Below are 24467 nucleotides of genomic sequence, written 5' to 3'. Positions count from 1 at the left end.
CTTATGGGCACATGAAGGCGATAGGTGGGCACGGGCGCGGAGTGATTGCCTCGGGCGGGGGATTGTCGCCATCCCAGATGTAGGGGTTGATGTTTCCGTAGCCGTAGTTGGTTCCGTACCACGTGTGGCAAACCGTCATGTCCCAGTTCACATTCACTCCCGGGGCACCGCGTCCGGTCGCCGTGTCGAGGCCTTCCGACATGGAATCGCCGGGACACCACCGCCACGGGCCTCCGGACGGAAGTGGACCGAACACACCGGGTTGGGCATGGGCCGGGCCTGCCGCCAGTCCCATACCGGCCACCGCGACGCCGCCCGACAGCAGCGCCCCGGCAACGATCCGTTTGAGGGGATGGGTGTTTTTCACGCGTCGAGGTTTGTGACGTGTTGTGGCGCAATGAATCACGGACGGCCGCTGTCGTCGGTGTCGGCGACATCAGCCTTGTACCGAGCGAGGAACCCGGCGGCCGCGATGGCCGCCGCGGCGCCGATTGCCCCCCACAGCACGATCTGGAAGACCAGCGATCCGAACAAGAAGTCATAGGTCAGCGCGAGATACAGCGACCAGAGCACCCGGTACAGAGACCAGAATGCGAGCACTCCGCAGCTGATCCCGATCGCCAGGCTCGGCTGGCGATCGACGCGATTGATCTGTTGCTCGATGGCAGTGGGCACGATCTTCATGACAGTTGTTCCCTTCTGAGGCGCCACGGGTGGGCGTCGTCGTGGCAAGTACAGCGCGGCTGACTTGCTACCGATCCCAACTACTCATCGGCGCATCACAAACGAGAACTGTCGTCGTCAGCGATCAGTGTCCGTACCGGCTGATCGTTGCTTCGCCCGCAGGCTGGCGTTGTCCCCCTCCAGGAGAACGTTGCGCTCATCGAGGGCCTCGTTGCGATCTTCGAGCTCGAGGATGCGAGCGATCCCCGTGAGGTTCACGCCTTCCGCTACCAACTCACTGATCCGCTGTAACCGGACCAGATCGTCGGCGCTGTAGCGGCGGGTCCCGCCCGCACTGCGCGCCGGCGCCAGCAGTCCGCGGCGCTCGTAGAGGCGCAGCGACTGCTCGGCGATCCCGGACAGTTCGGCGACCACCGAGATGGAGTACACCCCGCGGTCAGAGGCCGGTGGACCGGCCTTGTAGTCGTCGTTGGTCATTGAGGCGATGCCCCCTAGGGCTCAGCTGACAACGGCAATCTTCTGGCGAGCACAAGTAAACATCTGCCGGTGTTCTTGTACAAGTGCTGATGCGGTGCTATACAAAAATCTATATTGTAAGCCACAGATTCTGTTGACGCCCGGTGGTAGCGGAAATCGGTACAGGAAGTGGTGACGATGGGAGCGCGCCCACACCCACATGTCGCGGCATCCCGCGAGGCGAGATGACGGTGGACATGGTCACAGTCGCCGTTGAGTTCCTGACGCGGCGCTACGAGATGGATGCGGACGCAGCTCATGACCTGTTGGCCCGTTTCGCTGCCAGGGACCGACTGCCGGTCACCGATGTGGCTTGTCGACTCATCAACGAACACTCCGCGCCGGATTCCGACGGTGAGGTGCGCGCCGGAATTCGGCCGGCTTTATCGTCGACGACCGGATGTTCTGCCCATGACGTTTACGTCCGCATGGCGGATTCCATCCGCGAAGTCCGCAGTCGGGGCGCCACCCCGATCGGCAAGATGCTCGACGACCTCGCGACGATCGCCGTTCAGACCGTGTCGGGCGCGCAGTACGCCGGCATCACTGCCACCGACGGTCGTAGTCGGATGGGAACCGGAAGCACCGTCGGCGGCTGTTCCGAACTACTGGACCTTATCCAGCGGCGGTATCAGGAAGGGCCCTGCGTCGACGCGCTCCGGGACCGCAACACCGTGCGCGTCGACGACCTGACCACTGACAATCGATGGCCGGACTATCAACGGGAGGCGTTGGCCCACACTGCAGTTCGGTCCACGTTGAGCTACCCGCTGGTGGTTGACCAACACGTCTTGGGTGCGCTGAGTTTGTACGCCGACCAGCCAGACGCCTTCGACGCCGACGCGGAACGCCTGGGATTCGTGTACGCCACCCACGCCAGCCTGGCGTGGGACGCGCTTCGCCGCGAGAGTCAACTTCGCGAGGCGCTGGGCTCACGCGACATCATCGGTCAGGCCAAAGGCATGTTGATGGAGCGACATCAGATCAGTTCCGATGAGGCCTTCAACTTGCTCCGGCAGCTGTCGCAGCAGTCAAACACCCGCGTCGCCGAGATCGCTCGCAGACTCGTCGCGGCGGCCCCACCGAACCGGCAATAGTCCTCAGGTCGTTGCGGCCCGCTCAGGACAGAAGTACAGCTTGGCGCCCGCGATGATGTAATTCGACAAGTTCTCGTTCTTGGTCGAAGAGTCCAGCTTCTGCAGCACAGTGCCCAGATCGACGCCGCGGTCGTACTCGGTGCACACGTCCCTGGCGAGGGCGGTCATCGTGGCGCAGTCGCCGGTGAATCCAACGCCGGCCATGCTCCGGCAGAAGTCGGTTTCGGGAGAAGCGACGGCGACGGGCGCGCCGATGAGTGCGCAGGCGATCGCCACCCACAACAAACTGATTTTCGTGAACACGGCCATTGTGAGTCCTTCCTACCGCCGATTACCCGAACGCGACAGCCGGCACGCAGTGAGCAGTGCAATTCGAGACAGCGGCGTTACCTCGCCGCGACCATGCTGACCGGTTCTCCCATCACGCATCCTCGTTCGCAGCAACGGCTTTCGAGTTGTTGACGCGACGGCACTCGTACTTGAGTCTGAATCGCTCGCCGTGCGGCGCTTACCTCGCGGATAGGAAATTCTTCCCCGCTGCGCAGTGGAATCTGGCTCCCGGGCGATTACGAATGCTCCATCTGATCAGCAGTATTCCTCTCAACAACATCACGACACCGACCCGAACTCCCGAGAGGAAACAACAATGACCACTTCACAGGCTCGCAAGCTGACCGGCCTCAAGTACGCGGCGACCGTCCTTGGCGCATTCGGCATTCTCGCCATGGCCCCCGCCACCGCGTTCGCCGTCGACAACGAGCCCACCCCGGGCGGCGGCGGGTGCACCTACACCGACAAGGACGGCTACGACATCCCGATCGACGACGGCCAGGACGTGTTCGTCGACGGCAAGATCGTCAGCTGCCGCGGCGGAAAGATCACGATCACGACCGCACCGCTGCGTGGCCAGGTGGGCGGCGTCGGCACAGTCGATGGCGGAGGCAAAGTGAGCGACCCGGGCCGGCTGCCGGTGCTCGGCGGCGCCAAGCTCCCTGTCTTCTCGAAACAGCCCTGACCTCCGCGATCAGTCGGCCCGCCACCAACCCTCCCCGGGTGGCGGGCCGAACTGATTGCGCACGGTCCGGTTCCGACCGTGCTGGGCTTGCCAGCAATCCGTCGATTCCTGTCAACCAGCTGTGTGAACGGCGTAACTTACGCCGCGTCCGCCTTTGCCGGAGTCGAGGAGAGGAATCGCCGTGGGTTGCGCGAAGCACATCGGTCGAGTTGGCGCATTAGCGGTGACGCTCGGCGTCGGGGTAGCCGTGGCGACAACCCCGGGCATCGCGTATGCCGGCCCGGCGGATCCGGCGTCGTCCGGTGACACCTCCGAGACGACCACGTCGTCGGCCACCGATACATCCACCTCACCGCCGAAGACCGCTCCCAAGAAGAAGAAGAAGACACCGGCGGCCGCCGCGACGGAATCCGGCGATGACGACAAGGGGCCGGCAGCCGACCCGAAGCCGTCCACTGACGCTGACGGTACATCTGCGGCCGCCAACGAGGGCAACGACGACGACGCCGGGCAAACTCCAACCGCTGAGACCTCGCCTGCCGGTGAGGACGACAACCACGAGCCGGTGACGGAGAACTCCGGCGCCCACAAGGCATCGAAACCGTTACCGAGCCCGACCCCCGTCGCCGGCGTGGTGACTTCGGTTCCTTCGCTCACCTCGACCGCCCGCGTCACCCGTCAGAAGGTGCAGACACCGGTCGCCGACGCACCGGTGAGGACATTCTCGGCGCCGCCCGTAAACGACCCGGGTAAGTTCACCGCGACCACATTCACGACGCTCTCCTCGGACGCGGCACCGGCAGTGCCGCTGCCGCGTCCGACGCTGATCAGCGTCGTGTCGGACGTGGTGGCAGCCGCGCTGCAGCCCCTGCTGAGCTGGGGCACGGGCTCGCCGCTGCAAGTACCCGTGTTGTGGGCGATGGTGTCCGCGGTGCGGGACGAATTGGAACGAAACCTGTTTCGGCGCACCTCTCCGCTGGCGGCTCAACAGCCCACCACCCTGCTCGACCCGGTCGAACCCGATCAGCATGTGCTGGTGATCGGCATCGACGGCACCAACCTGTCCAGGGTGATGGCAGACCCCACCAATGAGAACTTCTTCGACCTGATGGATGACAGCACGAATTCCGCGCCGAGCATCGTCGGGCACACGACGATCTCGAACCCGTCGTGGACGGCGATCTTGACCGGTGCATGGGACAACAAGACCGGTGTGATCAACAACGTGTACACGCCGTGGACCTACGACAAGTGGCCCACGGTGTTCACCCAACTCGAGACGTACAACTCGGCCATCGACACCAAGGCCATCGCCGACTGGGCTGTGATTGCCGCGATCGCCGCATCCGGAGTCGGTGCCGACGACGTCCACTACGTCGCGCAGCTACCCGGCGACACCAACTGGTCGGCAACCGATGCCGCAGTGACCGCCGAAGCCGTCAAGTCGATCAGGGGCACCGAGCCCGGCTATGAGGACGTACCGGAATTCCTGTTCACCTATCTGGTCCAGGTAGACGAGAACGGGCACATGTTCGGCGGGGCGTCGGAGCAATACAAGGAAGCCATTCAACGCACCGACGACAACCTCGGCGCCATCATGGAGGCGGTCACCGCGCGCGAGACCGCGACCGGTGAGAAATGGACCGTCATCGTGGTGACCGACCATGGCCATCAGCCGCAGCAGGGTTTCGGCCATGGCTTCCAATCACCCGACGAGACAGCAACATTCGTGATCGCCCGGGGCCCTGATTTCGGCGACGGAGACATCAACACCGACTACCAGATCGTCGATGTCACACCAACGGTGCTGGATCTGTTCGACGCACCGCTGCGCCGCAACTTCGACGGCCTGCCCCTGACGTCGCTGGGAACCGGTGTGGACCCAGGTGATCGAATGGACCTGCAGGACGCGCTCAAGGCGCAGCTCGCCTCCAATCACGCTCCCGACTTCTTCACCAACGTGGCGCTGAGTGCGCGCACGATCTTCGCGTTCATTCCCTTCTTCGTTCAGGACGCGGACCTGCCCGCGCCCATCGGCGACATCCTCTACGTGGTGACGAATGTGCCCGCCCAGATAGTGGCCTTCTTGACAGGTGTGCACGGCGCCAGCATCTTCCCGCTGCTGCCTCCGCCGCCCGCGTCGTCATTCATTCCCGATCAGTCGACCACGCTCGACTGCGGTGAAGGAACGCCGGCAGCGGCGGCGTGCCTCGCCAGCTGACCGAGTTCCGCTGACACACAACACCGCCGGATGACGCTCGCCGCGTGCCGCACCCGGCGACGCATTGTTGGGATCGGTAGGCGCGCCCGCCCTGTGGGATTGACGCACAACGGCCGCTGAGGGCAGTGGCTTTCGAAGGAAAGAGCATGACGCCAAGGACGTTCGATCGGCACGTCGATTTAGCCCGCGAGCCGCGGGTCACCGATGCCATCTTGACGTCGCCGGTCCGTGATTTGGAAACGACAACCTACTACGCGAACGGCGCCGTGCTCGCTGGTCCTGGTCGTTGACCCATCTCTAGTAGGGAATTAGGAGAACGCGTGAGTACAAATCCGTTCGAGGACGATACCGGTAGCTTCTTCGTTTTGGTCAACGACGAGGAGCAGCACAGCCTCTGGCCCACGTTTGCTGAGATTCCGGCCGGATGGCGGGCGGTTCACGGTGAAGCGACCAGGGCCGAATGCCTCGACTACATCGACCAGAACTGGCCCGACATCCGGCCGAAGAGTCTGCGCGAGAGGCTGGCTCAGGGAGCGGGCTCTGAATCCTAAGCCGTCTGGGCTGGCTGCTCAGCATGTCACGATTCGTGGGCATCGCATCGACCTTGGGGAAGTCACAGCAGCACTAGCCGGTCTGGACGGGGTGGCTCAGGCAGTTGTCATCGTCAGGGAGGATCGCCCTGGCGATACGCGCCTGGTGGGTTACGTGACTGAGGTGATCAGCGGTGCGGTCGATCCGGCAGCAGCGCGTGCCGCGCTAACCGAGCGCCTGTGGCGCAAGGCAATCGGGACAGCATGCAGGCCATCTCCTCGCACTTGCCACAGGTCCTCACCATCATCGCGATCATCACGCTGGTGTTGGTCTTTCTTCTGACGGGCAGTGTGGTGCTGCCCGTCGAGGCCGTGGTGATGAACGTCTTGTCGCTCACTGCGGCGTTCGGCGCGCTGGTGTGTGGTGTGGGTGTTCCAGCAGGGCCACCTCGGCGGATTGGGTACCGCGGCGACAGGGACTCTCGGTGTGCAACTACCGGTCTTGTTGTTCTGCATCGCTTGTGGTCTGTCGATGGACTATGAAGTCCTTTTGATTTCTCGGATTCGAGAATTCTGGCTGGCGTCGGACCGCGGGCCGACCGCCGACAGCGAAAGCGTCGCACTCGGGCTGTCCCGCACTGGGCGGGTGATCACAGCCGCTGCGCTGATCATGGTGATCTCGTTCGCCGCGCTGATGGCCGCGCGGGTGGCATTGATGCGGTTGTTCGGGTTCGGCTTGACGGTGGCCGTGCTGGTCGACGCCACCCTGGTGCGGCTGCTGTTGATGCCTGCGATGATGCAGTGGCTCGGCCGGTACAACTGGTGGGCGCCGAAACCGTTGGCCCGCATGCACGACCGCGCCTCCACCGTGAACTGGCGGAGGCTCTGGCGCCGTGTGTTGTTCGGTCAGAGTGGTTAGTCAGATGGCGGAGATGATCTGTTGGCGCTTGGCGTTGTAATCGGCCTCGGAGAGGGCGCCGCTCGAGCGCATGCCGTCGAGTTGTTGCAGGTGTGCAGAGACCGGCGAGGCCGGCGTGCCGGTGTGGTATTGCGGCGGCTGAATGGTGGGCCGCGACCGCTCGGCGAAGTTGAGCAGCCCGAACTTCAGCAGCAGCACGAAGAGGCCGATCCCGCCGAACGGCAGGCTGAAGTAGATCCAGCTGCCCGAGACGCCGTACGTGCTCAGTATGACGAACCGAACGATGAGCGAGATGGTGAACAGCGCGGTGGCGGCGCCGAGGACGATTGCGATTGCCTTGTTGTTGGTCATGCGCCGAGTTCACCCGGCGCATCCGGCTACCGATCCCAACTCCGGGCTACCCGAGACCAACCTTCTCCCGCACCCGGTCGACGAGGGACCGGCGGGTGGACACCGGCCGGAAGGCGCGGGCGGCGTCAGTGAGCGCGTCGCGGGACGCCGCACTCAGCTCGATATCAGCGGCGGCGACGTTGAACTCGAGTTGCTCAACGCTGGACGCGCCCGGAATTGCGACCACGTTCGGCAGGCTGATCAACCAGGCCAGCGCCACCTGAGCGGGCTTGGCGCCGACCTCGGAGGCCACGTCACGAAGCGTCCGCAGCAGCGGTTCGACCCGGCGCAGATTCTCGGTGCCGAACAGCGAGTTCATTGCCCGCGCGGCGCCGGGCGGACGGTTGTCGACCCCGTACTTGCCGCCGAGGAGACCCTGCGCCAACGGGCTGTAGGCGATCACCACGCGGTTCTCCCGCTCGGCGAACGGCACCAGATCCTCGAGCGCGCCTGGGCGGGCCAGCGAGAACTCCACCTGGTTGCTGATCACCGGCCGTCCGAGCGCGGCGTCGGCCTTCTGCCACCGCCCCAGCGAGTAGTTGGAGACACCCGCCGCCCCGATGTCGCCGCTGTCGAGCAGGCTGCGCATGCCCGGCATGATCACCGAGTCGGGCACGACGGGGTTGGGTTGATGGATCTGGTACAGCGGGATCCTGTCGACCTGGAGCCGTCGAGCGCTGGCCCGCGCCCGATGCTTGACCACCGGTGGGAACGGCGCAATCGGGAAGATCTTGCTGGCCAACGCAACCGATGACCGTTGATCGTCGAGTGCCTCGCCGAGGATGCGCTCACTTCTGCCCTTCCCGTACACCTCGGCGGTGTCGAACAGCGTCACCCCGAGGGCCAGGGCGCGTTGCACGATGTCTCTGGCCACACCGGAGGCGTAGCTGTCCCCATAGCCCCATTCGCTCGAGCCGAACTGCCAGGTGCCAACGCCGATTCGGCTGACCCGGCCCACTCCGGCGACATCGATGTACTTCATAGGCCCACCGTAGTTACTCCGAAATTCGAGTAGTCGACTACTCGTGCCGATATGGCCGAACGCAACGATGCTCATGGGTGAGGGCCGGAAGCGGCGGACGCGGGGGACGCCGCTTCCGGCCAATCAGGACCAAACCGCGTGAGCTTCGGCCGCGAGCGGCGACGGGGGGAACGCCGCTCGCGGCCTTTTCATCGCGCGCATACGCGCGGTGAAGACCTCAGGAAATGGCCCGCACGATCTCACTTGTGGTCACCACCGCGGTGGCGTAGTTCGGCATGTTCACATCGAGCGCGGCGTGCATCTCCTCATCGGAGTAATCCGCCGTCGCATCCCTGACCATCGTGACTTCATAGCCGATTTCGGCGGCGAACCGCACGGTCGCCTCGACGCAAGTGTGCGCGATCAGACCGATGACGATCAATTTGTGGATGCCGTGCTTCTTCAGCAGAACGTCGAGATCGGTGTTGGCGAAACCGCTTGAACACCAATGTTCCTGGGCCACCACGTCACCCGGTTGCGGCTCGAATCCGCGGCGAAGCTCACCACCCCAGGTGCCGTCCTCGAAGGTCTTGCGGTGCCACGCCGCCCGCTGAATCGGGGCGATGTAAGTCCACGTCTCGTAGTCGCCGGGACGATAGCGGTGGTGCAGCGCGTAGAAGACCCGAATGCCTGCCCTTCGCGCCGTATCGAGCACTTCCAGCATGTTGGGGACGCAACCGACGGCCTCCGCGACGCCCTTCAACCGATCCCATACTTTCCCGCCATCGGAGATGAAGTCGTTGTAGGGATCGATCACCACCAGGCCGGTGATGTCCTTTTCGTACGTCACGTCGGCCATTTGCCCTCCCGTGCTCGGCGATGTCGGCAAATAATGGTTCTACGCCATCAGCGAACGGGAGGCAGAATGAACGTCACCGCGCGGATCGCAGTAGCCGTCATGCTCACCGGCACTGCGCTCGGCGTCGCGGCGCCAGCGCACGCCGAGGATTTCAGCGGCACCTTCATTCCGAATGGCCCCGGGATGACGTCCACATGGGTCGTCACCTCGTGCGGGCCCGGCTGCGCCCGGGTATCGGACAGCAGCGGATGGTCGGCGGATGCGCACCGGTGGGGCGACGGGTGGCGCTTCGTTGTCGACCTGCCGGACGGGACGAAGTGCAACAACGACGGGGTACTGCCGGGAACGGTCACATTCAAGGTCGACGTGCCCGGGCGGGAAGGCACCTTCTTGACGACGGACCCCGCCGTGGGATGCCAATGGGGACTTGCGCCGGGTTACTCGCAACCGGTGTTCTTCACACTGACCAGAATCTGACGCGCCTTCAGAAGCCGATCCCGACGCCGAAGCCGCCCCAATAGTCGTCGTTCGGATTCGGACACGAGACGTCGACGTAGACCACCGCCCACGTGTTCTCGGTCGGCGGCGCGTGATTGGGATTGTGAATCGCGGTGACCTTGCAGCGGTTCAGCGGAACTGAAGGGGTGCCGCTCACCCAATTGATCGCAACGTCGTATCCCTGGCTCTGTAGGTCGTCGATCGTGGCGCTGGCGTCCTGGGCGCCGGCGACCGGCCACACCGGATCCGCGTTCGCGATGGGCGCAGCACCGACCGCGGCCAGCATGAGGGCCCAGGTGAGCATGCCCGACTTGATCGACATCGCGATCCTCCTGCTCCCATGATGAACCGCCCGCTGTAACAGTTCCGGCAAACCGCCGATGAACCAGCAGAGCCGTAGCAACTGCTGGACCAGGCCCAGCGTTGGGGGAGTCGGCTACGCATCATTGAAGGAGTCGATGCACAATGCGTGCACCGCTTGAAACCTGCGCTAAGAGAGGCGTTGTCGCCGTTCTGGCGTCGGGCATGGTGATTTCGCTCACGGCGCTAACCGGAGGAATCGCACCGGCGTTCGCCAAACCGGACACCGATCAGATTGTCACGACCACCGCCCCTGCACCGCACTCGAAGGCACCGAAGGCGCCCATCGCTGAGGAGGCCGAACCGCCCGCTCAGCAGGCACCGCCGAAGGCGCAAGAGGCGGCTCCCGCCGCCCCAAGTGTCGACACGCCCGCGCCGCAGCAGACTCGCCAGGTGGTCGAACCGGTCGAACCGGTCGACCCGGTCGAGCCTGTCGCGCCGACCGCCCCGCCGGTCACCCAGACGACCACCGCACCCGTGGTCACCGCCGTCGAGCCTGGCCCGTCGGCGACGGCGACCCCGGCCGCGCCGAAGGTCGAGTCACAGGCACCGCGTGCCGTGACGCCGCCGCCGTCGGAGGCACCGGCGGCGCCGACCACTGCGGTGCGGTCGGCGGAGCCCAGCGCCGCGACGGAGGCGACGACGGCCGCATCCGCCCCGGCGGCGACCAGCGCGGCGCCTGTGCTCGTCGCCCCGAGTTCGGCGATGGACGATGTGCCCGCGGCCAGCATCGCGACGTCGGCACCCAGCACCGAGCAGAAGCCGGGCAGCGAGCACAAGCCCGGCGAGCCGAAGGTGGACGCTGAGCAGACGTCGAGCGCGGCGGTGACGTCTGGTGAACCGACTGTCTCGGTCACCAAGGCCGCCAAGGTCATCGAGATGTCGCAACCCCAGACACTCGACGCGCCGAAAGCCGATGTCGAGCTGGCGCGCAACGCCAAACCGGTTGAGGTGAAAGCGGATCCGGCACCCAAGCAGGATGTCGACGCGATGGCCAAGTCGATCGGCCTCGACCTCGGCGTGAAAGGACCGCTAGGCGTCGACGCGAACGCGAAGGTCGACACGAGGCTGGCCAGTAGCCGTGTCTTCGATCGCCCTGTCAGGCAATGGCGTCCGGACTGGGTGCAGTACGACGAGTACTACCGGCCGATCATCATCAACCCGTATCACGAACGGGTGCGGATCGTGTACGTCTACCAGAACGTGCCACGGATCGTGTGGATCCCGCCACTGGCGCGCGCCGTGCTCGAGGTGGCTCAGTTCGCGGCCTACAGCTTCACCGCTGTCGTCGATACCGCGGCCAACATCGCAAACGCTGCGGTGAACACCGCTCTCAACGTGGCGGTCGGCTCGTTCTTCGGTGGCGGCTACGTCCCGGCCCTCGGGCTTCCGCTGCCACCGCCTCCGCCACCGGTGCTGCGCTACGACAACGTTCCGGTGTTCGTGAACTACTCGAACGCCAGGTACGAGCCGTTCCGCGTGCGGCGTGTCATCGACGTCGGGGACGATCCGCGCTTTGGCGAACGCAAGGTGCTGCTCGACGGCGCGACGCCGGCGTGGGGCGTCTGGACCCAGAACTCAACCGGGGAGCGGCAATTCGAGGTTCATCGGACCCAGCAGTTCCCGGGTCTCGACGATCCGCAGGAGGCTCCGCTGCCCGGCGACTACCAGCTGAGGTTGGCTTCGGATGAATCGCCGTCGGGCATGACCGGCCGGGACATCTTCCTGTACGTCGCGGCAGGGGTCACTATGGCGCTCGGCTTCGGAGCGATCGGCCTGGCGTTCTTCCTGGGCCGCCGGCGGCCACAGCATTAGCAAGACCGCACAACGAAAGAGGGGCACCCGTGACGGGTGCCCCTCTTCGTGTGTCTGTGTCAGCGGCTCTGGTGCACGCTGGTGTCAACCTGCGGCACGCTCACCTGCGGCTGGGTGATGTTGTCGACCCAACCGTGGTGGCCGATGTCAGCCTGGGCCGGACCAGCCAGCCCGAGCACCGCGGCGGCCAGACCGCTAGCGATCATGGTGGCAAACCCGAACTTCTTCATTGTCTCGTCCTTTTTCGATGCCCGCCGGGAGGTTGTTCTCACCGGTCTGATTGCGTAAACAGCGAGGTCAGGGGTTTAATTCCGGTGGCAGTAATTGATCGCCGGTTGGCAGGAATCGACCACTCGGAGCGGTGACACCCGTCACAGCAAACGCATAATGTGCGCCAAACCGCTAGCCCGCGCCCTTGCCGTTGTCGACGCGGTACACCGCGCCATGGATGGCCGCAGCGTCGTCACTGGCCAAGAATGCGATCGCTTTGGCGACGTCGACGGTTTCCATGAAGCCGCGAGGAGAGGCGATACGCAGGATCAGATTCCAGTCGGCGTTCTCCGGCGCCTGGAACTCCGTCGACTGTGCAGTCGGCATGCCGCCGGGGCACACCGCGTTGACCCGCAGCTTCTCCTTGGTGAATTCGACGGCGAGCGCGCGGGTCAACCCGATCAGCCCGTGCTTGGCCGAGCAGTAACCCGCCGAATAGACCTCACCCTCGACGCCCGCGATCGACGACACGTTGACGATGTTGCCGCCCGTCTCGAGCAGGTGAGGAAGCGCGGCGCGGCACAGGTAGAACGGCCCGTTCAGGTTCACCGCGAGGTCGCGGTCCCACTCCTCGTCGGTCATCGTCGGCGTGTGCCGCATCTGATGAAAGCCCGCGATGTTGGCCAGGATGTCGAGCCTGCCGAATTGTGCGACACAATCGGCGACAGCCCGCCTGCACGCGGCGGGATCGGCGATGTCCACCGACGAGTACCTGCCGCCAGGCACCTGTTCGAACACCGCCGCCATCCGGTCGGCGTCACGCGCGATGCCGAACACAGAAGCGCCGCGTTCGGCGAACAGCTGTGCGGTGACTGCACCCAAACCCGCCGACGCCCCAGTGACCAACGCGACCTTGCCATCCAGTTGTGTCATGGCAAGACCTTCTCACGGACCGCCGCGGGTCAGACGGCAGCCCGCGGCCGGGCGGGCGGCACCGCCGCCAACAATGCGCGGGTGTACTCGTGCTCGGGATCGGCGAACAATTGCGCGGCGGGCCGGTACTCCACCGCTTCGCCGTCGCGCATGACCAACACGTCATGGCTCATCTGCTGGATGACCGCCAAGTCGTGACCGATGAACAGACACGTCAGTCCGAGTTCCCGCTGCAGGCGGGTGAGCAAGTCGAGAATGTGGGCCTGCACCGAAACGTCCAGCGACGCAGTGGCTTCGTCGAGAATCAACAGATCCGGCTCGGCGGCCAGCGCGCGGGCGATGCTGACTCGCTGCCGCTGACCGCCCGACAGTTCGTGCGGGTAGCGGGAGGCGAACGGCGTTGGCAAGCCGACTAATTCGAGCAACTCGGCGACCCGGTTCAGCCGGCCGGCCTTGCCCTCGGCGAGCCGGTGCACCCGCAGCGGTTCCTCGATCGCGGTCTGCACCCGCACCCGGGGGTTCAGCGACGAGAACGGATCCTGAAAGACCAGACCGATCCTGCGCCGCAGCGCCTTTTCCGCCTTACCGCGTACGCCGAACACCTCGACACCGTCCAACTGCGCGGTGCCGTCGGCCGGCCGGATCAGCCCCGTCAGCGTGGCGGCGACGGTCGACTTGCCCGAACCCGACTCGCCGACCAGGCCCAGCGTCGTGCCGCGCCGAACCTCGAACGACAGATGCTTCACGGCGTGCACGGTGGATCTGCCGACCGGTGTGGTGACCGGGAACCGCACATCGACACCGTCGACACGCAGCAGCACCTGGGCATCGTCGGGCGCGGGAGCCGGTTCGGCCCGGCCGACCAGCGGCCGGGCACGCAGCAGTTCACGCGTGTAGTCCTGCTGCGGCCGATCGAAGACGTCGAGAATCGGTGCCTGCTCGACGGTTTCACCGTCACGCAGGACGGTCACGTCGTCGGCGATCTGCCCGATCACCCCCAGGTCGTGGCTGATCCACACCACCGCAGTGCCGAAATCGCGCTGCAGGTTGCGGACCAACTCGATGATCTGCGCCTGCGTCGTGACATCCAGCGACGTGGTCGGCTCGTCGGCGATCAGCAGTTCCGGGTCGCAGGCCAACGCGATCGCGACCATCACCCGCTGCCGCTGTCCGCCCGACAGCTGATGGGGGTATGCGTGCAACCGGTTCTGTGGATCCGGGAGGCCGACCGCTTCGAGTAGTTCCAGCGCGCGCGCTTGCGCCTGGCGCCGGGTCATTTTGCGATGTGTCTCAAGCGATTCGGTGATCTGACGATCGAGCGTGAGTAACGGATTCAACGACGTGCCCGGATCCTGGAACACGAATCCGATCCGGCCGCCGTGCACGCTGCGCAGCAACCGGGCGGACGCGCCGACCAACTCGGTCTCGCCTGCCAGCCTGCTGCTTCCGTCGACGACGGCACCAGGGGTGTCGAGCAGGCCGGTCGCCGCGAGCGCGGTCATCGTTTTACCCGACCCCGACTCGCCGACAATGCCGAGTGTCTGCTCGCGGTGCACCTCGAAGCCGACACCGCGAACCACCCGGCGGTCACCGATACACACCCGCAGACCGCGCACGCTCAGCGTAGGATCACTCACCGCTTGCCCCTGGTCATTTTCGCTCCTCGCGTGCGCGGGCCTCGATCATGCTGCGCTGCTTGGGGTCCAGCACGTCGCGCAACCCGTCGCCGACCAGGTTGAACGCCAGCACGATCACGAAGATCGCCGCGCCGGGGAACACCGCCATCCACCACGCCATCGTGACGAACCCCTGTGAGTCGAAGATCATCCGGCCCAGGGACGGCTGCGGCGGTTGGATGCCGAGTCCGAGGAAGGACAGCGCCGCTTCGGACAGAATCGCGAACGCCAGCGACAGCGAGGTCTGCACGATCAGCGGTCCTGCGATGTTCGGAATCACGTGGCGGCCAAGGATATACAGACTGCCGGTGCCCATCGCCCGCGACATCTGGACGTATGGTTCGACGCGGACACCCAGCGTGCTTGCGCGTGCGACGCGCGCGAAGATCGGCGTGTAGACGATGCCGATCGCCAGGATGGTCGTCGTGGTGCCCGGCCCGAGGATCGCGACGACGGCCAGCGCCAGAAGCAGGACCGGAAAAGCGAACATCACGTCGACGACCCGCATGAACACGGTGTCCACCCAGCCGCCCCGGTAGCCGGCGATGACGCCGACCGTGACTCCGACGACCACCGCGAACGCCACACTGACGACGGCCACCCGCATCGACGCCTGAATCGCCACCAACACCCGCGACAAAATGTCGCGCCCCAATTCGTCGGTGCCGAACCAATGCTGACCGTTCGGTGGCTGCAGCGCATTCGGGACATCGACGTCGTTGACGCCGGACGGAGCGATCCAATCGGCTGCCACCGCGACGACGACGACAACGCCAAGCACGACAGCGCTGACGACGGTGACGGGATTGCGCGACAACAGCCGCCAGGACGCGACCCGGGTCGACTCGGTGGCTGTCGTCATGCCAACCGAATCCTTGGATCGACCACCGCATAAAGCATGTCCACCACCAGATTGATGAGCAGGAACAGCGCGGCGATCAACAGCACCGCGCCCTGGATCACCGGATAGTCGCGGGCGGCGACAGCGTTGTACACCAACCGGCCAAGGCCCGGCCAGGCGAACACCACTTCGACCACGATCACACCGCCGAGGATCGTCGCGAGCTGAATCCCGGTGATCGTCAACACCGGGACGAGCGCGTTGCGGACGGTGTGCCGAAACGTCACCACCCGCGGCGGCAACCCCTTCGACCTGGCGGTGCGAACGTAACTCATCGACGCGACCTCCAGCACCGCGGCCCGCACATAGCGCGTCATGATCGCCCCAGCCACCAAACCGACTGTAAGCCCGGGCAATACGATGTGGCGCAACCAGCCCGCGGGGTCGTCGAACAGTGGGCGGTACCCGGACGTTGGCAGCCAACCCAACGTGGTGGCGAAGAGTGCGATCAACAGGATGCCCAACCAGAAGTCGGGGACCGATACCCCGAATTGGCTGGTGATGCGCACGATCGCATCCGACACCCGGCCTTCCCGCAACGCCGACCAGATGCCTGCGGGCAGCGCGATCACCAACGCAATCACGATGCCCACCAGGCCAAGTGACACCGTCGCGGGCAACCGCTCCAGCAGAGTCACCGTTACCGGGTCGCCGTTACGGAAGCTGACGCCGAGGTTTCCGGTGAGTGCCGAACCGATGTAGCTGAAGAACTGCTCGACGATCGGGCGGTCAAGGCCGCTCGCCGAGCGCAGGGCCTGGTATGCCTCGGGGGTGTAGCGCGTGCCGAGCGCGATGCGGACCGGATCACCTGGCACAAGGTGCACAATCGCGAACACCACGACCAGCACACCGAACAAGACGACAACCGAATAGAGCAGCCGCCGGGCGATGAAACGCGTGACTGGATGGGTGAAAACTGTCATCACTCGGCCCCACCGGGTGTGAGGGCCGCAGTGGCGAACCGGACTGCGCCGTCCCTGCGCGCCTCGTAGCCCGACAGTCGCGTCGTCCAGGCCTGGATCACCGACGGGTTGTACAGGTACAGGTAGCTGACCTGATCGGCGATGATCGTCGCCGCCTTCGCGTAGTCGGCTGCGCGGGCGTCGCGGTTCGTTTCGACCCTTCCTGCGTCGAGCAGTCGGTCGACCTCGGGGTTCGAGAACTTCTGCGCATTGCTGCTGCCGTCGGTGTGGTGCTGTGCATAGTAGAAGTCGTCGGGGTCGATGTTGCCCAGCCATCCCATCATCAACATGTCGAAGTGGCCGTTGTTCTGCTCGTCGAGCCAGGTGGCGAAGTCGACCGTGCGGATGTTCACCGTGATGCCAAGCGGTGCAAGGTTATCCGCGATGACCTGCGCCGCGGTCACCGTCTCGGGGTACTCGGTGGTGACCAACATATCGAGACTCTTCGGGTCGGCGCCGGCCTCGGTCATCAAGCTCTTCGCTGTGTTGATGTCGTAGCGGTATCTGTCGTACCGCGTGTACCACGGATTGCCCTTTGGTATCGCCAGTTGGTTGGCAACGGCCGTGCCGTAACTGGTCGTCTGCACGATGGCGTCCCTGTCGATGGCGTAGGCGATGGCCTGCCTGACACGTACGTCGTTCCACGGCGGGCGCGCCTCGTTGAGGGCCAGATACCAGTAGTCGTTGCTCGGCGTCGCGGCCAAGGTGATGGAGTCGTCGTCCTTCAAGGCCGTGACACGCTGCGGCGGAATGGAGTCCGTCCAGTCGACCTCACCGGCTTGCAGCGCCGACAACGCTGTGGACGCTTCGGAGATGAATCGGAAAGTGATACCCGAAACCTTTGGCGCCCCAGCCCAGTAGGTGGGGTTCGCCTTCAGCGTGATCGAGTCACCGCTCTTCTGGCTCACGAACGCAAACGGGCCCGTGCCCACCGGGTGCGTGGCGATCTGGCCGCTCTCCACATTGCGGCGCTGCACGATCGCCACCCCCTTGAAACCGCCGAGGTTGGTCAGCAGGTTCGGTGTCGGCTGCTTGAGCGTGATCCGTACGGTCACCGGGTCGAGCGCGGTGACACCGGTGACCGCGCTGAACTTGTCGGCGTTGGCCAGCTTCTGGTCGATGATGCGGCGATAGGAGTACACGACATCGTCGGCGGTGAACGGGCTGCCGTCGTGGAACGTCACGCCACGGCGCAGATGAAACGTCCACGCCAATTGGTCGGGGCTGACGTCCCATGATTCGGCGAGCGCCGGCCGCATCTCCAGGTTCGCGTCGGGCGCCACCAGGGTGTCGAACACATTCTCCAGCACCTCGAACGAGAAGTAGGCGCTGGTCTTCTGCGGGTCGAGCTGATCCGGCTCGCCCGCGATCGCCGCGACGAGGTTGCCTGCCGAATCGTCGCCGAGATCGACCCGAGAACCTGTCGAACAGCCGGTCAGAGCGGCAACTACCCACACGACAATGCCGAGAGCGGTCAAAACCCGCACGCCGATCTTTACCCCGACGAAGGGGCCCCCAAAACCCGATGACGCCGCAAACCGTGACTTTGCCGAGTGGTCGCTGAGATACTCAGCCGCGTGAGAATCATCGGCGGGCTCGCAGCACTTGTCCTTCTTTGCTCAGCCGGCCTCGGGTTGACCGGGCCTGCGCATGCTGACCAGGTGCTCCAGGGTGTCTACGAGTACACCCCCGAACAGGGCGACAGCGGCACGTATGAGATCTGGCCGTCCTGCGTGCCGGTCGTCGGCGACCTGCGCGAACCGCTGAACTTGCCGGTCGCGTGCCGGCTGCACATGTCCCCGTCGTCAGGTCTCACCGGCGGTGACGCCACCCTGTCCGGTGGCGTGTGGCAGTGGGTGACGCCCAAGAAGGAGGGCATGCAGTGCCCCGACGGCAGTTGGGCGCCCGTGGTGGAGACGCTGAGATTCGACGACCGCACCATGACCGGCACCCGCTCAATCAGCCACACCGACGTGTGCGGCCTGGCGCCGGGGATCATCAACATTCCGTTCACCATGTCCTACAAGGGCCCGCTGCCCATCCCGAACGAGCAATACCCGCTGTACTGCGAGCCTGCTGGGCTGCGCATCTGCCAGTGACGGGCCCAGGCGTCGGCGGACGGGCGGGCCAAGGCCTACAGCCCGCGGCCGCCGTCCCACTGCTCAACGGCAAGGTGGTCGACTTGACCGGCCCTGGGCTGACGTCGCGCTTCGGCGTCACGTGTACCGACCTCGGGGCCTCGGCGATTGCGCCCAACGGCAAGCTGGTGTCCGTGTTCGGCGACACCTTCTCCGGACGCAAGGTCGGACAGGGTGATTGGCGATCGCCCGTCGTGCTGATCGGCGCCGGGGACGCCGACCACGAAATCGTCTACGAGCGGGCCGGGGGCGAGGACCCAAACTATGCCCGCCAGTTGTGGCACTACGTCCACGACGACGCGGCCACCGGCTGGACCCGGGGCGGCATCAGCACGGTGATTCCGTCGGACCTGCTGACCGTCGGCGACTCAATGTACTTGCACGCCATCGTCAATCGCGGATTTGGCAATGTGGTGTGGACCGAAATCTGGCGGTCCGACGACAGCGGCGTGTCGTGGTCGCATATGGGCTCAGACGCCAAGTTCCCCGCCGACTGGCACGACGGATTCGCGCAATGCTGGTCGTGGGACTACGAACCCGACGACGGGTGGGTGTACGTGGCGGCCACGGGTTTTCAACGCGACAAGGGCATCGTGTTGATGCGGGTTCGTCCTGCGCACATCGGCCAGCGGTCGCAGTACGTCAGTTGGGGTTACGCCGACGAGAGCTGGGCATGGGGGCAACCCGCGACTCCCATCACCCCCGAGCGCGAGAAGTGGGGCGAGTTGACGTTTCGCCGGATGGCGCAAGGCAAGTGGGTTCTCGGCGGCTTCCTGGCCTCCGAATACGCACTCGGCTACCGGGTGGTCGATTCACCTGTTGCCAATATGCACACGACCGAACTTCAACTCCCGGTGAAGGGTTCGTCGTGGCAGGATGAAGACCACACCAAGAACCGCGTCGCGCAGCTGTACGGCGGCTACGTGCTACCAGGGTCACGGTTCGACATCCGGGGCGGCTTCGGTTTGATGGTGTCGCAGTGGCACACCGCCACGGGATGGCCTTATCGCGCAATGCAATTCAAGGCGGCGTTGAGAGACACCACGAAAACGATCGGACCGCCCGATCCGATCAACCTGTGAGCCTCAGGCGGTGAAGCCGCCGTCGACGTTCCAATTGGCACCCGTCACGAACGACGCTTCCGGCCCGGCGAGGAAACTGACCACACCAGCAATGTCGCTGGTATTGCCGTACCGGCCAAGCGATGTCATCGGTCGTGCCCAGTCGGCGAAGCCGCCGTCTTCGGGATTCATATCGGTGGCGATCGGTCCCGGTTGAACATTGTTGACGGTGATGCCGCGTGGTCCTAGCTCACGGGCCAGCCCCAGGGTGAGACTCGCGACGGCGCCCTTGGTCATCGCGTACACGGATAGGCCTGGCACGGGCACTCGGTCGGCGTTGATGCTGCCGATGTTGATGATCCGGCCGCCGTCGCCGAGATGAGGCAGCGCACGTTGGATTGCGACGAAAACGGCGCGAACGTTGACAGCCACCAGCCGGTCGAACTCTTCGAGCGGAAACGTCTCCGTCTCGCCGACGGCAGCCACGCCGGCGTTGTTCACCAAGATGTCCAGGCCGCCGAGTTGTGCGACGGCGTCGTCGACCGACCGTGAGACCTGCTCGGCATCGGTGCTGTCGGCCTGGATCGCGACGGCCGTTCCACCGGATTCGGCTACTTGGGCGACCAACTTTTCGGCCTGTTCGGCCGACGCACCGTAGGTGAACGCCACCGCGGCGCCCTCGGAGGCCAGTCGTCGGACGATTTCGGCCCCGATGCCGCGTGATCCGCCGGTGACCAGTGCCCGACGTCCTGCGAGTGATTCAGTCATGCATACCTTAAGGCAAGTCGCGCGCTGAACATTCCCGGCGCTAGTGTCACCCGTTGATGACCGAGCACACCCGACTCGAACGCTGGGACCAGCGAACGGACCGGCCTTTGGCCGGCGTCGCGCTGGTGTTTTTGGCGCTGTATTCGGTGAAGGTGTTGGTTCGGCCGCACGGCGGGGTCGACAAGGCCGTCGATATCGGGCTGTTGATCGTCTACTGCCTGTTCGTTGTCGACTACCTCGCACGGTTCTACCTGGCGGAGCCTCGCGGCAAGTGGTTCATCAGGCACCTGTGGGAGCTGCCGGTCATCGTGTTGCCGTTCCTTCGTCCGCTTCGGCTGTTGAGCCTCGCCGTCGTGGTGAACGCGCTGCAGCGGGCCGTCGGCCACACCATCCGGGGGAAAGTGATCGTCTACACCGCGGTGGGTGCGGTGGTGATCGTCTACGCGGCATCCCTGGCGGTTCTCGACGTCGAGGGCACCCTGCCCGAGTCCGACATCCGCAATCTCGGCGACGCCATGTGGTGGGCCGTCACGACGGTGACCACAGTCGGGTACGGCGACAAGTCGCCTGTCACACCGATGGGCAAGTTGGTCGCCGTCGCGTTGATGATCGGCGGCATCGCGCTTGTGGGTTCGGTGACCGCGACGTTGGCGTCGTGGATCGTGCAGCGGGTGGCCGAGGAGGACACCGCCGACGAGGTGGCCACGCGGGCCCAGATCGAGGAACTCCGCGATGAGATCCGTCGGCTGTCGAACTTGCTCACCGACGAGGACAAGCCCGCCTATGGTGAAGGCCGTGAAGCAATCTGACAAGAAGCGGGTAGTCGTCTGGGGCACCGGATTCGTCGGCCGGATGGTGATCCCCGAGGTAGTCAAGCACCCACTTTTCGAACTGGTTGGCGTTGGGGTCAGCAACCCGGACAAGGTTGGCCGCGACGTCGGCGAAATATGTTCTCTCGGAGAGAAACTCGGGCTGGTTGCTACCGACGACGTCGACGCGCTGATCGCGCTGAAACCGGATGCACTGGTGCACTACGGCCCCACGGCGGCGCACGCCGACGACAATATTGCGCTGATCACCCGCTTCCTGCGGGCCGGGATCGACGTGGTCTCGACCGCTATGACGCCGTGGGTGTGGCCGAGCATGCATTTGAATCCACCGAATTGGATCGAGCCGATCACCGAAGCGTGTGAACTCGGTGAGTCGTCCTGCTTCACCACCGGCATCGACCCGGGCTTCGCCAACGACCTGTTCCCGATGACGCTGATGGGCCTGTGCTCGGAGGTCCGCAAGGTGCGCGCGTCCGAACTGCTGGACTACACCAACTACGAGGGCGACTACGAATTCGAGATGGGCATCGGCAAGCCGCCCGAGTACCGGCCGCTGCTGGAGAACAAGGACATTCTGGTATTCGCTTGGGGTGCAACGGTTCCGATGATCGCGCACGCGGCAGGCATCATGCTCGACGAGATCACCACCACGTGGGACAAGTGGGTGACGCCCACCGAGCGCAAGTCCGCAAAGGGCATCATCGAGCCGGGAAACGTCGCCGCCGTGCGGTTCACCATAAACGGCGTGTATCAGGGTGAGACGCGTATCCAGCTGGAGCACGTCAACAGGATCGGCGCCGACGCCGCACCGGACTGGCCGTCGGGCACCGAGGACGACGTCTACCGCGTGGACATCGAGGGCACGCCGAGCATCTTTCAGGAGACCGCGTTCCGATTCACCGACGGCTCCGGCCGCGATTCGGCGGCGGCCGGCTGCCTGGCGACCGGATTGCGCGCGCTGAACGCGGTTCCCGCCGTCAATGATCTATCGCCGGGCTGGGTGACGGCGCTGGATCTGCCTTTGATCCCGGGAGTGGGCACCATTCGCTAGTGGTCGGCGCGTTGCTTCGCTCGTGTGCTCGCCTGCCGGCACTTTTCGCCGTACCGAGCGGATTGACGGTCCGTCTGGATGGCGGATTGCCGAGAGGTGTAAGCGGGCCGGGTGAGCACTGTTCGAATTGCCCAGGCTGGTTGTGAGCCGGGCACATCAGGGTGTGTCGTGCGGCAGCGAAGGCCCCGCAAAACCCACCCAACCTGTGGATGAATTTGCACCTGGGGATAACTTTGGCGGACTCCGTAGCTAGTAACAATGGTGGCGTCGGCCAAGATGGACTACCGATGGGGTTTCATCGAGACGGAGTGACATGTCTGACGGGGTAGGGCTGTCGGTTGGTGCCACCAACCTGGCGGCCGTCGTAGTGGGCCGCACCGCGGTACGGCGGTCTGCGGTGGTGACGTTGTACGGCCACCGGCCGCCCGAGGTCGGCGTGCCGAGCGAGAACCCCAACCTCACCGAGCGCGGCCTGATCATCACCGACTTCGTCGACCGCGTCGGGGATCCCGTCGGGATCGTGGCCGCCGACGGTTCGACGCACATGGCCGACGACGTGCTCGCCGATGGGCTGCGGGCCATGCTGCACACCGTCGGCCAATCGGCTCCGGTCGCGGTCACCCATCCCACAAACTGGCGACCCGGCGCGGTCGAGGCGCTGCGCACCGCTCTGGCGAGTGTGCCGGAACTACAGCAGGCCGCGCTGATTTCCGACGCCTCGGCTGCGCTCACCGCGTTGCAGGACGACCCCGGCGTGCCGACTCGGGGCGTGATCGCGCTCTGCGACTTCGGCGGCACCGGAACCAGCATCACGCTCGTCGACGCCGCCAACAGCTTCGCGCCGATCGGCCCGACCGTGCGCCACACCGATCTCTCCGGCGATCTGATCGACCAGGCACTGCTGACCCATGTCATCAACGACCTATCCGCGGCGGGCACCATCGACTTGTCCGGCACGTCGTCGATCGGCTCACTGAGTCGGTTGCGCGCGCAATGCCGCGGCGCCAAGGAGCGGCTGTCCACCGCGGCGGTCACCTCCCTGGTGGCCGAATTGCCCGGGCACCGCAGCGACGTGCGGGTGACCCGCAACGAACTCGACGAAGTGATCCGCGGGCCGCTCGCGGAGTTCGTCGCCGTCGTACATGACACGCTGGAGCGCAACGGAATTCGAGATGCCGACCTGGCCGCGGTCGCCACCGCCGGCGGTGGCGCTCGGATACCGATCATCACCACGACGCTGTCCGAGCACTTCCGCATGCCTGTCGTGAGCACCAGGCAACCGGAGTTGACCGCCGCGATCGGTGGCGGCCTCAGGGCAGCGCGCGGCACCGTCGACGAGGGAGCGACATCGATGGCCGTCGCGCCGGCAGTCGCGGCGGCCGCCGCCGCTGCCACCGCGATGGCCCCCGAGGTCGGCGCGCAGGACGCCCCGCAATCGAGCACGTTCCGCGCGCTGGCATGGTCGGACGCCGACGACGTTCCCGACGTCGCGCCCTCCGATGCGTATGCCTACGACAGTCCGGCCGACCCTCGGCCGCAGATGCAGTTCGACCACGAGGCGTGGGACCAGGCGCCTGAGCCGCTGCCGTGGTACCGCAAACCCGCTGTGGTCCTGGTCGCGGGCCTGCTGGCGCTGTTGGCGGCGTTGACCGCCGCGGTGCTGTTCGTGATGCGCGACGACTCCACTCCGTCGCCCGCCTCGACGACCGGCCCCGTCACCACGACTCCGGCCCCGACGACCACCGCGGCGCCGCCACCTCCGGCGACCCAGGCGCCGGCGCCGCAGCCACAGGCGCCGCGCACCCGCACCGTCACCGAGCAGGCGCCGCCGCCGGAGACGACCGAAGCGCCGCCACCGCCGCCCGCCACCACGGAGGCCCCGCCGCCGCCGGAGACGACCGAAGCGCCGCCACCGCCGCCCGCCACCACGGAGGCCCCGCCGCCGACCTCGGAGGCTCCGCCGACAACGACTCGGCCGCCACTCATCCCGACGCTGCCCTACGAGACCATTCCCGGCCTGCCGTTCATCCCGAACCCGATACAGCCGCCACCCCCGCAGCCCTAGGCTCGCC

26 protein-coding genes and 2 pseudogenes are annotated in these 24467 nt (G+C 65.6%); 13 read left to right on the top strand and 15 right to left on the bottom strand.

All coding sequences use genetic code 11. From position 1 onward, the window contains the following. Nucleotide 1: 1 nt before the first annotated feature. From ACGFK1_RS16435 to ACGFK1_RS16425, 3 genes are all read right to left on the bottom strand, one after another. Nucleotides 2-367 carry a hypothetical protein gene (locus tag ACGFK1_RS16435; protein ID WP_393430935.1) on the bottom strand — a complete coding sequence of 122 codons (366 nt, stop codon included), beginning with the start codon at nt 365-367 and terminating at the stop codon, nt 2-4. A 35-nt stretch (nt 368-402) separates the two neighbouring features. Next, complete coding sequence (locus ACGFK1_RS16430) at nt 403-684, bottom strand: hypothetical protein (protein WP_393430933.1); 282 nt, start codon at nt 682-684, stop codon at nt 403-405. Nucleotides 685-801: 117 nt separating this feature from the next. After that, on the bottom strand, nt 802-1161 hold the full coding sequence (locus tag ACGFK1_RS16425) for a MerR family transcriptional regulator (RefSeq protein ID WP_393430930.1): 360 nt from the start codon (nt 1159-1161) through the stop codon (nt 802-804). Between the two features lie 224 nt (nt 1162-1385). Here ACGFK1_RS16425 and ACGFK1_RS16420 point away from each other — a divergent pair, with 224 nt between their 5' ends. Further along, the gene (locus tag ACGFK1_RS16420; RefSeq protein WP_393430927.1) at nt 1386-2297 is read left to right on the top strand and encodes an ANTAR domain-containing protein; all 912 of its coding nucleotides are present in this window, start codon (nt 1386-1388) and stop codon (nt 2295-2297) included. A gap of 3 nt (nt 2298-2300) precedes the next feature. Here the strand turns inward: ACGFK1_RS16420 and ACGFK1_RS16415 are convergent, their stop codons facing one another. After that, nucleotides 2301-2606 carry a DUF732 domain-containing protein gene (locus ACGFK1_RS16415; protein ID WP_393430924.1) on the bottom strand — a complete coding sequence of 102 codons (306 nt, stop codon included), beginning with the start codon at nt 2604-2606 and terminating at the stop codon, nt 2301-2303. 337 nt (nt 2607-2943) lie between these two features. Here ACGFK1_RS16415 and ACGFK1_RS16410 point away from each other — a divergent pair, with 337 nt between their 5' ends. The 5 genes and pseudogenes from ACGFK1_RS16410 to ACGFK1_RS16390 all read left to right on the top strand — a co-directional run. Beyond that, nucleotides 2944-3312 carry a hypothetical protein gene (locus ACGFK1_RS16410; protein WP_393430921.1) on the top strand — a complete coding sequence of 123 codons (369 nt, stop codon included), beginning with the start codon at nt 2944-2946 and terminating at the stop codon, nt 3310-3312. 181 nt (nt 3313-3493) lie between these two features. After that, on the top strand, nt 3494-5533 hold the full coding sequence (locus ACGFK1_RS16405; protein WP_393430918.1) for an alkaline phosphatase family protein: 2040 nt from the start codon (nt 3494-3496) through the stop codon (nt 5531-5533). A 320-nt stretch (nt 5534-5853) separates the two neighbouring features. Continuing rightward, complete coding sequence (locus tag ACGFK1_RS16400; protein ID WP_393430915.1) at nt 5854-6084, top strand: MbtH family protein; 231 nt, start codon at nt 5854-5856, stop codon at nt 6082-6084. A gap of 22 nt (nt 6085-6106) precedes the next feature. Further along, nucleotides 6107-6304, top strand: a pseudogene (locus tag ACGFK1_RS16395) (hypothetical protein); the annotation flags it as partial. Nucleotides 6305-6306: 2 nt separating this feature from the next. Beyond that, nucleotides 6307-6982 (top strand): annotated as a pseudogene (locus tag ACGFK1_RS16390) (MMPL family transporter); the annotation flags it as partial. On the opposite strand, the gene ACGFK1_RS16385 reads toward ACGFK1_RS16390, so the two are convergent. The 3 genes from ACGFK1_RS16385 to ACGFK1_RS16375 form a co-directional block, all read right to left on the bottom strand. Continuing rightward, nucleotides 6983-7333 (bottom strand): hypothetical protein, encoded by a 351-nt coding sequence (locus tag ACGFK1_RS16385; RefSeq protein WP_393430912.1) that lies wholly within the window; start codon nt 7331-7333, stop codon nt 6983-6985. A 46-nt stretch (nt 7334-7379) separates the two neighbouring features. Next, on the bottom strand, nt 7380-8354 hold the full coding sequence (locus tag ACGFK1_RS16380) for an aldo/keto reductase (RefSeq protein ID WP_393430909.1): 975 nt from the start codon (nt 8352-8354) through the stop codon (nt 7380-7382). 217 nt (nt 8355-8571) lie between these two features. Next, the gene (locus tag ACGFK1_RS16375; protein ID WP_393430908.1) at nt 8572-9192 is read right to left on the bottom strand and encodes an isochorismatase family cysteine hydrolase; all 621 of its coding nucleotides are present in this window, start codon (nt 9190-9192) and stop codon (nt 8572-8574) included. A gap of 66 nt (nt 9193-9258) precedes the next feature. On the opposite strand from ACGFK1_RS16375, the gene ACGFK1_RS16370 reads away from it, so the two are divergent. Beyond that, nucleotides 9259-9669 carry a hypothetical protein gene (locus tag ACGFK1_RS16370; RefSeq protein ID WP_393430905.1) on the top strand — a complete coding sequence of 137 codons (411 nt, stop codon included), beginning with the start codon at nt 9259-9261 and terminating at the stop codon, nt 9667-9669. Nucleotides 9670-9676: 7 nt separating this feature from the next. Here the strand turns inward: ACGFK1_RS16370 and ACGFK1_RS16365 are convergent, their stop codons facing one another. Next, nucleotides 9677-10012 (bottom strand): hypothetical protein, encoded by a 336-nt coding sequence (locus tag ACGFK1_RS16365; RefSeq protein ID WP_393430902.1) that lies wholly within the window; start codon nt 10010-10012, stop codon nt 9677-9679. Between the two features lie 143 nt (nt 10013-10155). Here ACGFK1_RS16365 and ACGFK1_RS16360 point away from each other — a divergent pair, with 143 nt between their 5' ends. After that, nucleotides 10156-11865: a hypothetical protein gene (locus ACGFK1_RS16360; protein ID WP_393430899.1), complete on the top strand. Its 1710-nt coding sequence runs from the start codon at nt 10156-10158 to the stop codon at nt 11863-11865. 59 nt (nt 11866-11924) lie between these two features. Here ACGFK1_RS16360 and ACGFK1_RS16355 read toward each other — a convergent pair whose 3' ends face one another. The 6 genes from ACGFK1_RS16355 to ACGFK1_RS16330 all read right to left on the bottom strand — a co-directional run bounded on the left by ACGFK1_RS16355 (nt 11925) and on the right by ACGFK1_RS16330 (nt 18034). Further along, the gene (locus ACGFK1_RS16355; RefSeq protein ID WP_393430896.1) at nt 11925-12095 is read right to left on the bottom strand and encodes a hypothetical protein; all 171 of its coding nucleotides are present in this window, start codon (nt 12093-12095) and stop codon (nt 11925-11927) included. Nucleotides 12096-12267: 172 nt separating this feature from the next. After that, nucleotides 12268-13008: an SDR family NAD(P)-dependent oxidoreductase gene (locus ACGFK1_RS16350; protein ID WP_393430893.1), complete on the bottom strand. Its 741-nt coding sequence runs from the start codon at nt 13006-13008 to the stop codon at nt 12268-12270. Between the two features lie 29 nt (nt 13009-13037). Further along, on the bottom strand, nt 13038-14645 hold the full coding sequence (locus tag ACGFK1_RS16345; protein ID WP_393430890.1) for an ABC transporter ATP-binding protein: 1608 nt from the start codon (nt 14643-14645) through the stop codon (nt 13038-13040). Between the two features lie 13 nt (nt 14646-14658). Further along, nucleotides 14659-15546 carry an ABC transporter permease gene (locus ACGFK1_RS16340; RefSeq protein ID WP_393430887.1) on the bottom strand — a complete coding sequence of 296 codons (888 nt, stop codon included), beginning with the start codon at nt 15544-15546 and terminating at the stop codon, nt 14659-14661. Further along, nucleotides 15543-16508 carry an ABC transporter permease gene (locus tag ACGFK1_RS16335; protein WP_393430884.1) on the bottom strand — a complete coding sequence of 322 codons (966 nt, stop codon included), beginning with the start codon at nt 16506-16508 and terminating at the stop codon, nt 15543-15545. The genes ACGFK1_RS16340 and ACGFK1_RS16335 overlap by 4 nt, the downstream gene beginning before the upstream one ends. Beyond that, entirely contained in the window at nt 16508-18034 is a 1527-nt protein-coding gene (locus ACGFK1_RS16330; RefSeq protein ID WP_393430881.1) for an ABC transporter substrate-binding protein, read from the bottom strand. Before ACGFK1_RS16330 ends, ACGFK1_RS16335 begins: the two co-directional genes overlap by 1 nt. A 90-nt stretch (nt 18035-18124) precedes the next feature. Between ACGFK1_RS16330 and ACGFK1_RS16325 the strand changes: the two genes are divergently transcribed. Beyond that, nucleotides 18125-18646, top strand: a complete 522-nt coding sequence (locus ACGFK1_RS16325; protein ID WP_393430878.1) for a hypothetical protein — start codon at nt 18125-18127, stop codon at nt 18644-18646. Beyond that, nucleotides 18643-19767 carry a DUF4185 domain-containing protein gene (locus ACGFK1_RS16320; protein WP_393430875.1) on the top strand — a complete coding sequence of 375 codons (1125 nt, stop codon included), beginning with the start codon at nt 18643-18645 and terminating at the stop codon, nt 19765-19767. The genes ACGFK1_RS16325 and ACGFK1_RS16320 overlap by 4 nt, the downstream gene beginning before the upstream one ends. Nucleotides 19768-19770: 3 nt before the next feature. On the opposite strand, the gene ACGFK1_RS16315 is transcribed toward ACGFK1_RS16320, so the two are convergent. Then, nucleotides 19771-20514: an SDR family NAD(P)-dependent oxidoreductase gene (locus ACGFK1_RS16315; RefSeq protein WP_393430872.1), complete on the bottom strand. Its 744-nt coding sequence runs from the start codon at nt 20512-20514 to the stop codon at nt 19771-19773. Between the two features lie 56 nt (nt 20515-20570). Between ACGFK1_RS16315 and ACGFK1_RS16310 the strand changes: the two genes are divergently transcribed. The 3 genes from ACGFK1_RS16310 to ACGFK1_RS16300 all read left to right on the top strand — a co-directional run bounded on the left by ACGFK1_RS16310 (nt 20571) and on the right by ACGFK1_RS16300 (nt 24460). Then, complete coding sequence (locus tag ACGFK1_RS16310) at nt 20571-21323, top strand: potassium channel family protein (RefSeq protein ID WP_393430869.1); 753 nt, start codon at nt 20571-20573, stop codon at nt 21321-21323. Continuing rightward, the gene (locus ACGFK1_RS16305) at nt 21298-22395 is read left to right on the top strand and encodes a dihydrodipicolinate reductase (RefSeq protein ID WP_393430866.1); all 1098 of its coding nucleotides are present in this window, start codon (nt 21298-21300) and stop codon (nt 22393-22395) included. Before ACGFK1_RS16310 ends, ACGFK1_RS16305 begins: the two co-directional genes overlap by 26 nt. A gap of 313 nt (nt 22396-22708) precedes the next feature. Then, nucleotides 22709-24460: an Hsp70 family protein gene (locus ACGFK1_RS16300; protein ID WP_393430864.1), complete on the top strand. Its 1752-nt coding sequence runs from the start codon at nt 22709-22711 to the stop codon at nt 24458-24460. Nucleotides 24461-24467 lie beyond the last annotated feature (7 nt).

Origin of the sequence: Mycobacterium sp. NPDC048908, assembly GCF_043197955.1 — a bacterium.
Taxonomy (GTDB): Bacteria; Actinomycetota; Actinomycetes; order Mycobacteriales; family Mycobacteriaceae; genus Mycobacterium.
This window is presented reverse-complemented; position numbering and strand designations above follow the sequence as displayed.